Source organism: Streptomyces sp. NPDC042371 (assembly GCF_056437465.1).
Genome location: NZ_JBWKAP010000014.1, coordinates 155,470 through 163,007 on the forward strand (window position 1 = coordinate 155,470; position 7,538 = coordinate 163,007).

Here is a 7,538-nt window from a genome sequence, read left to right on the forward strand (position 1 = left end):
GGTTTGGGTAGTCGGGCACCCGCCGAGTAACGGCCGGGAGCGGTCGAGTCAGGGCAATCTGACGCCGAGCGCGGTCTGCACGAGCGCCGAGTGCAGCCTGCCCGTGAGACCCGCAAGCTCTTTGGTACGGGCCTCGGCATGCGCCCTGGTCTGCGGATTGCGATGCCGCCGCAGCGGGGCGACCACCTGGTCGACGAGCCCGGCCTCGCGCTCCGCGGCGGCCTTCATGACCCGCAAGTGCCGTGGCTCGATACCGAACCGGCCGAGCTCGACCACGAGCGAGGCGACCGTGACGGCCTCCGCGTCGTACCCGCCGTCCGGCAACGGTGCGACGAGGCCGTACGTCTCCCACTCGTGGAGCTGCACCTCGTCGATCTCCGCGGCTGCCAGCAGCTCGTCACGGCCCACACGGGCCGCCGTCGGCCCCTCGGCGTCATCCTGGGCCCCGGCGTCACCGGCGTCCCGCTGGCGCCCCAGGGACGGCAGAGGAGGCCTCTCGCCGCGCTCCAGCGCGTCCAGGTGCTCACGGATGACCTTGAGCGGCAGGTAGTGGTCCCGCTGCATCCTCAGGACGTGACCGAGCCGCTCGACATCCTCCGGGCTGAACTTCCGGTAGCCGGAAGGCGTGCGCTGCGGCTCGATGAGCCCCTCGGCCTCGAGGAATCGAATCTTCGAGATCGTGACCTCGGGAAATTCGTCACGCAGTTCGTTCAGCACGGTACCGATGCTCATCAGCCGACGGTCCGCGGCGGCGGTGCCGCTACCGGCACCGCCCCTCGGTGTTTGAAGCATGGACCTTCCCTGGGGGTTGTCCCCCCAGACGGCGCCGGGGGGAGGGTCAGAGGCCGACGGCCCGCTGGCTCGCGTAGAAGACCAGTCGGTACTTGCCGATCTGCACCTCGTCGCCATTCGAAAGCGAGACCGAGTCGATCCGCTCCCGGTTGACGTACGTGCCGTTGAGGCTGCCCACGTCCGCGACGGTGAAGGAACCGTCCTGGATCCGACGGAACTCCACGTGGCGACGCGACACCGTCACGTCATCCAGGAAGATGTCGCTCTGCGGGTGACGCCCCGCCGTGGTCAGCTCGCCGTCGAGCAGGAAACGACTGCCCGAGTTCGGACCGCGGCGCACCACGAGGAGCGCGGAACCGAGCGGCAGCGCGTCCACGGCCGCCTGCGCCTCCGGAGAGAGCGCGGGAGACGGGTTCTGCCCCGTCACCTCGGCGTCGTAGGCCTCCAGGCCCGAGATGGAGATCGTCGAGGTCGTCTCGGACGCACGCTCCGGGGCGGCTCCGGCCCGCAGCGGCGCACCGCAGTTGGAGCAGAACCGGCTCGCCTCGGCGTTGCGGTTCCCGCACCTCGTACACACCAGGGCCATGGACTGGTCCTCCTGCCGTGACTGCCCCGCGGGGGCATTCGATCCGTACGGGCCGGGGGCGAACCCTCCACCCGTACTTGAGGTTGAAGGTTCTCCGAAACCTATGCGGCCGGGACCGGCAGGGTCAACAGATGACGCGCCCTGTCCGCCCGAATTGTCACCACCTGGACCAGCGACCTGATCCCGGAACATCGGGCGCCCGGCGCCCTGCTCCTCGGCATCTCCGGAGCGCTGGGCACGGTGCCGGGCAGTGGCCGGATTACCGCTGTCCTCACGTGCACTCTTGCCGAACAACTTCGCAAACAACTTCACGGGCGATTCCCCTTGACCGAAACAGACCCGCCCGTGGGGCAGGACGAACCCTGATTGCACACACCGGCATTCATCGGTGAGCCAGACATTCTCACAACGTCCGTGGCCACCAAACAGTTTCCACCACGCACCGTGCTTCCGGTGCGCCGACCCCCCGCAACCTCATGCCCCCGCCCGACGCCGCTCAAGCGTCCGCCCCTCACTGGGAGGACGACCGAGCGTAGTCAGGCCGCTTCGCAGGTCGCAAGGCGTCCACAACGATCTTCTCCGAGCGTTCCACGGTGACCGTGGCCTGCTCCTTCTCCAGAGTCTGCACCACGCCTCCCGGGATGTTCAGCGCAGGTTCCAGATCCTGCGGCTTGCCGATCACCTTGAAGAGGTACGGCTCACCGACCTTGCGGCCGTCCACCCGGACGCCACCGCCTTCGGCGTCCGACAGATACGTGTCGGCGACGACGCGCACGTCGTTGATCTGGATGGCCTCCGCACCGGCGGCGCGCAGCTCCTGAATGGCGTCGAGCAGCATGTCCGCCTCGATCGCCCCTTTCCTGTCCTCGATGGTCAGCGTGATGCCGGGCCCCTGGGCCGCCACCGTGCCTGCCAGGATGCCGAGTTGCCGCTCCCGCTCGACCGTCTGCTTGCGGGCCTCCTCGGCCTGGTCCGAGCTGTTCTCCAGCCCGGTCCGCTGCTCCTCGAGGCGACGCTTCTCTTGTTCCAGACGCTCAGTTCGGTCATCCAGTTCATCGAGGATGCGTACGAGATCTTCTTGCCTCGCGCCGCGCAGCGCGCTGCTGTCGCTGTTGGACCGCACCTGGATGGCCAGGCCGAGGCCGAGCACGAACAGGAGCAGGGCGACGATGAGTTGAGGCCGGGTCACACGCGGGGGCCACAGGCCCTGCGCCAGCCGCTGACGGCCGGTGAGCTGCGGCTTCCCCTCGGGCTGCGTGCCCGCGGGCCCCACGGGCGTCTCCGGCCCGGGCGTGCCGGGCGCGCTGGGGACCTCGGCGGGTAGTTCCTTGCGCCGGTTGTAGTCGGGGCTCTCGTCGGTACTCATCTGCGTCACGCCCTGAAGACGTGGCGACGGATCGCCGCGGCATTGGAGAAGATCCGGATGCCGAGCACGACCACCACACCGGTGGAGAGCTGGGCGCCGACGCCCAGCTTGTCGCCCAGGAACACGATGAGTGCGGCCACCACCACGTTCGACAGGAAGGACACCACGAACACCTTGTCGTCGAAGATGCCATCGAGCATCGCCCGCAGCCCTCCGAACACGGCGTCGAGAGCCGCGACCACGGCGATCGGAAGGTACGGCTCGACCACCGCCGGAACCTCGGGCCGAACCAACAATCCGGCCACGACTCCCACGACGAGGCCCAGTACGGCGATCACGATGTGCCCTTTCCTGCTTTCGGCTCTGCTGTTCGTACGGTCACGCTCGGCGCTGCCGGCAGCCGGAGCTCGTCCGACACGGAGATGCTGGTCCGGATGCCGAAGTTCTCCTGCAGAGCATGCAGGTACTGACCGTCGCGGCTGTTCTGGAACCGGGTGCTCAAGCGTTTCCCGTCTCCCACCGCGAGCACCGTATACGGCGGCACGAGCGGTCGGTTGTCGACCAGTATCGCGTCACCCGCGGCCCTGATCGCCGACAGCGCGGTGAGACGCTGGTCGTTGATGGAAATCGCTTCGGCGCCCGACTGCCACAGGCCGTTGACGACACGCTGCATGTCCCGGTCACGTACCCGCCCCGTGTCGGAGAACCCGGAGCTCTCACGCGGGCCGCCGCCACCCTGATCGGCCTGCTTCTTGTCGTCCACGACGAGCTTCACGCCGGGCCCGTCGACTTCCGTGGCACCGGAGAGGAGTCCTACCAACTCGCCCTGGCTGCCGCCGTGCTTCTTCAGTGCGGCCTCCTGCCGCTCACCCACGTCGTCGCGGAGTTCGTCCACGTCGTCCTCGAGCGCGTCGGCGGCCGCCGTCGCCTCTTCGACACGGTCGATGAGCTCCTCGCGCTCCTTGGCCACCACCGGTGCCTCTATGCGCGCCTGCGCCGCACCCACGGTGACCACCAGCGCGGCCAGCACGAGACCGGCCGCGAGCCCGAGTTTGGCCCGCAGCGGGCGAGGGACGCCACCGTCCCCTTTCGCCTTCTTCCGAGCCGCCGCCTCCGCGTATCCCTCGTCCAGACTGTGGTCCATGACGGTGGTGAGCAGCGACATGGAGGCGTCCGGGCGCCGGGGGCGCGAGGGGGTGCTCCGAACGGGGGGCTGCTGCGGCATGCCGCACATCGTCGCACGTCGCGGGCGCTACCTCCGAATGGCCCCACCGGCGCGCCGGGCAGCACCTGTTGCGGGTGCTGCCCGGCGCCCGGAAAGGTCAGCGACCTGCGCTGTCCACCACCGTGGCCCACTCGTCGAGCAGCGCCTGGGCGGACGCGTCATCGGGCCCCTCGGCCCACAGATGCGTGACGGCCTCGGCCGGGTCGGGCAGCACGAGCACCCAGCGCCCGTCGGCCTCCACGACCCGCACCCCGTCCGTGGTGTCCACGGACCGCTCGCCCGCGGCCTCGACCACCCGCCGCATCACGAGCCCCTTGACCGCCCACGGCGTCGCCAGATCCCGCTTCTGCACATGGGCCCGCGGAATGCGCGCGTCGATCTGGCTCAACGTGAGCTGTGTCCGCGCGACCAACCCGATGAGCCGTACAAATGCGGCAGTTCCGTCGAAGACGCCGCTGAACTCGGGCACGATGAACCCGCCCCGCCCGTCACCGCCGTAGATGGTCGAGTCCCCTCGTCCCGCCCTCGTCAGATCGTCGGGCGACGTGGTCGTCCAGTCCACCTGGGTCCCGTGGTACGCGGCGACCTGCTCGGCGATGCGCGTCGTGGTCACCGGCAGCGCCACCCGCCCGCTGCGCCGCTCGGCGGCCACCAGGTCGAGCATGACCAGCAGGGCCCGGTCGTCCTCGACGATCCGGCCCTTCTCATCCACGAGCGACAGCCGCTCACCGACGGGGTCGAACCGCACCCCGAAGGCGGCCCGCGCGGACGCCACGATCTCCCCGAGTCGCACGAGCCCGGCCCTGCGGGCGTCCGCGGTCTCCGTGGGCCGCGACTCGTCGAGCCCCGGGTTGATGGTCAGCGCGTCCACGCCGAGCTTTCCGAGAAGGCTCGGCAGTACGAGACCGGCGCTTCCGTTGGACGCGTCGACGACGACCTTGAGCCCCGACTCGGCGACACCGCTGGTGTCCACGTTCCGCAGCAGCGATCCCGTGTAGGAGTCGAAGACACTGGACGGGAAGTGCAGATCACCGATCTCGCCAGGGAAGGCCCGCCGGTACTCCTGGCGCGCGTAGACCCGGTCGAGCTTGCGCTGGCTGCCCTGTGAGAGGTCCGCTCCGTTCCCGTCGAAGAACATGATGTCGACGGAGTCCGGTACACCTGTCGTCGTCCGGATCATGATGCCGCCGGCACTGCCCCGGGCCGTCTGCTGCCGCGCGACCGGCAACGGCACGTTCTCCAGATCCCGTACGTCGATGGCGCTGGCCTGCAGCGCCGAGATCACCGCACGCTTCAGCGCCCGCGCACCACGCGAGTGGTCACGCGCCGTGGTGACGGTGGACCCCTTCTTCAGGGTCGTCGCATACGCCCCCGCAAGGCGTACGGCGAGCTCGGGCGTAATCTCCACGTTCAGGATTCCGGACACTCCACGCGCCCCGAACAGATGCGCCTGGCCACGGGACTCCCAGATGACCGAGGTGTTGACGAACGCACCGGCCTCGATCGTCTTGAACGGATACACCCTGACGTTGCCCTGGACGATCGATTCCTCACCGACCAGGCACTCGTCACCGATGACCGCACCGTCCTCGATACGGGCGGCACGCATGATGTCGGTGTTCTTGCCGACGACGCATCCCCGCAGATTGCTGTGCTGCCCGATGTACACGTTGTCGTGCACGACGGCCTTGTGCAGGAACGCGCCGCTCTTCACCACGACGTTCGAGCCGACGACGGTGTGCTCGCGGATCTCGACGTCCGCCTCGATCTTGGCGTAGTCACCGACGTAGAGCGGCCCGCGCAGGACGGCGTCGGGGTGCACCTCGGCCCCTTCGGCCACCCACACCCCGGGCGAGATCTCGAAGCCGTCCAGCTCGACGTCGACCTTGCCCTCGAGTACGTCGGCCTGCGCCTTGACGTAGCTCTCGTGCGTGCCGACGTCCTCCCAATAGCCCTCGGCGACATAGCCGTAGACCGGCTTGCCCTCCTTCATGAGCTGCGGGAAGACATCACCGGACCAGTCGACCGGCACATCGGCCTCGACGTAGTCGAACACCTCGGGCTCCATCACGTAGATGCCCGTGTTCACCGTGTCGGAGAAGACCTGCCCCCAGGTCGGCTTCTCGAGGAAGCGCTCGACCTTGCCTTCTTCGTCGACGATGGTGATGCCGAATTCCAGCGGATTGGGTACGCGCGTCAGGCACACGGTGACGAGCGCGCCCTTTTCCTTGTGGAAGGAGATCAGCTCGCCGAGATCGAAATCGGTGAGAGCGTCGCCGGAGATCACCAGGAAGGCATCGTCCTTCAGCGCTTCCTCGGCGTTCTTCACACTTCCGGCGGTCCCGAGCGGTTTCTCCTCGTTGGCATACGTGAGCTCCATTCCAAGCTCTTCGCCGTCGCCGAAGTAATTCTTGACCAGAGAGGCCAAGAACTGCACTGTCACTACGGTCTCGGTGAGCCCATGCCTCTTCAGCAGGCGCAGCACATGCTCCATGATCGGCCTATTGGCCACAGGGAGGAGCGGCTTGGGCATGCTCGAGGTCATCGGGCGAAGGCGTGTGCCCTCACCGCCGGCCATCACGACGGCCTTCATGTCGGAAACGTCCTCCTCTTTAGACGACGATCCAGCCGACACAGCTCACCGGGATGGGCTCACTCCACCTATGTCAGACGCGAGCCTTCGAGCCTCTGCAGCCGCCATATGGCGAGCTCAATCGGCTGGCTTGTCCACCTTGACAAGTCGGCGGACCTGAACCACGTAGAGGATCCCTGCCCACCAGTACAGACTTGTACCCCATCCTGCGAACGCCCATCCGAAAATCGCGGCAAGTGTGGCGAGCCAGCCACTTCCGTCGCTGAGGAGCAGTAGTGGAAAGGCGTACATCAGGTTGAAGGTGGCGGCCTTGCCCAGGAAGTTCACCTGCGGCGGCGGATAGCCGTGCCGTCTGAGGATCCCGACCATCACCAGCAGAACCAGCTCGCGCAGCAGCAGAGCCGCGGTCAGCCAGAGCGGGAGAATCTCCCGCCATGTCAGACCGACCAGGGTCGAAAGGATATAAAGCCGGTCGGCCGCGGGGTCGAGCAGTCGGCCCAGGTTGCTGATCTGGTTCCAGCGGCGAGCGAGCTTGCCGTCGAGGTAGTCACTGATTCCGCTCAGCATCAAGACCAGCAGCGCCCATCCGTCGCTGTTGGGCCCTCCGAACTCGGGCCTGAGGATCAGCCACAGGAAGAGGGGCACACCGGCGAGGCGCGCCATGCTGAGGATGTTCGGGATGGTGAGGACCCGGTCCGTCTGGACACGCGTCTCCTGGACCTCCACCCGGGGGCCTCCTGTGGGGAAAGAGCCAATGATGCCCCCTGACCTTACCCTCAGTTGTGGGCCAGGGGTGCAGAGGGGTGGCCGAGCTCCTCGGCACAGAAAACAAAAAAGCCGCGGTCCCTGGATTTGAATCCAGGGACCGCGGCTATAAAAGAAGTTCGGCGGCGTCCTACTCTCCCACAGGGTCCCCCCTGCAGTACCATCGGCGCTGTGAGGCTTAGCTTCCGGGTTCGGAATGTAACCGGGCGTT

7 protein-coding genes and 1 rRNA gene are annotated in these 7,538 nt (G+C 67.6%); all 8 read right to left on the minus strand.

What is annotated here, in order from left to right:
* Nucleotides 1-48: 48 nt before the first annotated feature.
* A complete protein-coding gene (gene ftsR / locus AC068B_RS34155) occupies nt 49-792 on the minus strand; it encodes a transcriptional regulator FtsR (RefSeq protein ID WP_356265968.1) in 744 nt (247 codons plus the stop codon).
* Nucleotides 793-838: 46 nt separating this feature from the next.
* A complete protein-coding gene (locus AC068B_RS34160) occupies nt 839-1,807 on the minus strand; it encodes an FHA domain-containing protein (RefSeq protein WP_478675416.1) in 969 nt (322 codons plus the stop codon).
* Between the two features lie 82 nt (nt 1,808-1,889).
* Nucleotides 1,890-2,744, minus strand: a complete 855-nt coding sequence (locus AC068B_RS34165) for a DUF881 domain-containing protein (RefSeq protein WP_478675405.1) — start codon at nt 2,742-2,744, stop codon at nt 1,890-1,892.
* A 5-nt stretch (nt 2,745-2,749) separates the two neighbouring features.
* Nucleotides 2,750-3,082 carry a small basic family protein gene (locus AC068B_RS34170; protein ID WP_003988855.1) on the minus strand — a complete coding sequence of 111 codons (333 nt, stop codon included), beginning with the start codon at nt 3,080-3,082 and terminating at the stop codon, nt 2,750-2,752.
* The gene (locus AC068B_RS34175; RefSeq protein WP_478675406.1) at nt 3,079-3,978 is read right to left on the minus strand and encodes a DUF881 domain-containing protein; all 900 of its coding nucleotides are present in this window, start codon (nt 3,976-3,978) and stop codon (nt 3,079-3,081) included. Before AC068B_RS34175 ends, AC068B_RS34170 begins: the two co-directional genes overlap by 4 nt.
* Nucleotides 3,979-4,066: 88 nt before the next feature.
* Complete coding sequence (locus tag AC068B_RS34180) at nt 4,067-6,562, minus strand: sugar phosphate nucleotidyltransferase (protein WP_478675407.1); 2,496 nt, start codon at nt 6,560-6,562, stop codon at nt 4,067-4,069.
* A 117-nt stretch (nt 6,563-6,679) separates the two neighbouring features.
* Nucleotides 6,680-7,288, minus strand: a complete 609-nt coding sequence (gene clsA / locus AC068B_RS34185) for a cardiolipin synthase ClsA (protein WP_468561988.1) — start codon at nt 7,286-7,288, stop codon at nt 6,680-6,682.
* Between the two features lie 156 nt (nt 7,289-7,444).
* Nucleotides 7,445-7,538: ribosomal RNA gene (gene rrf, locus AC068B_RS34190) — 5S ribosomal RNA — on the minus strand; the annotation flags it as partial.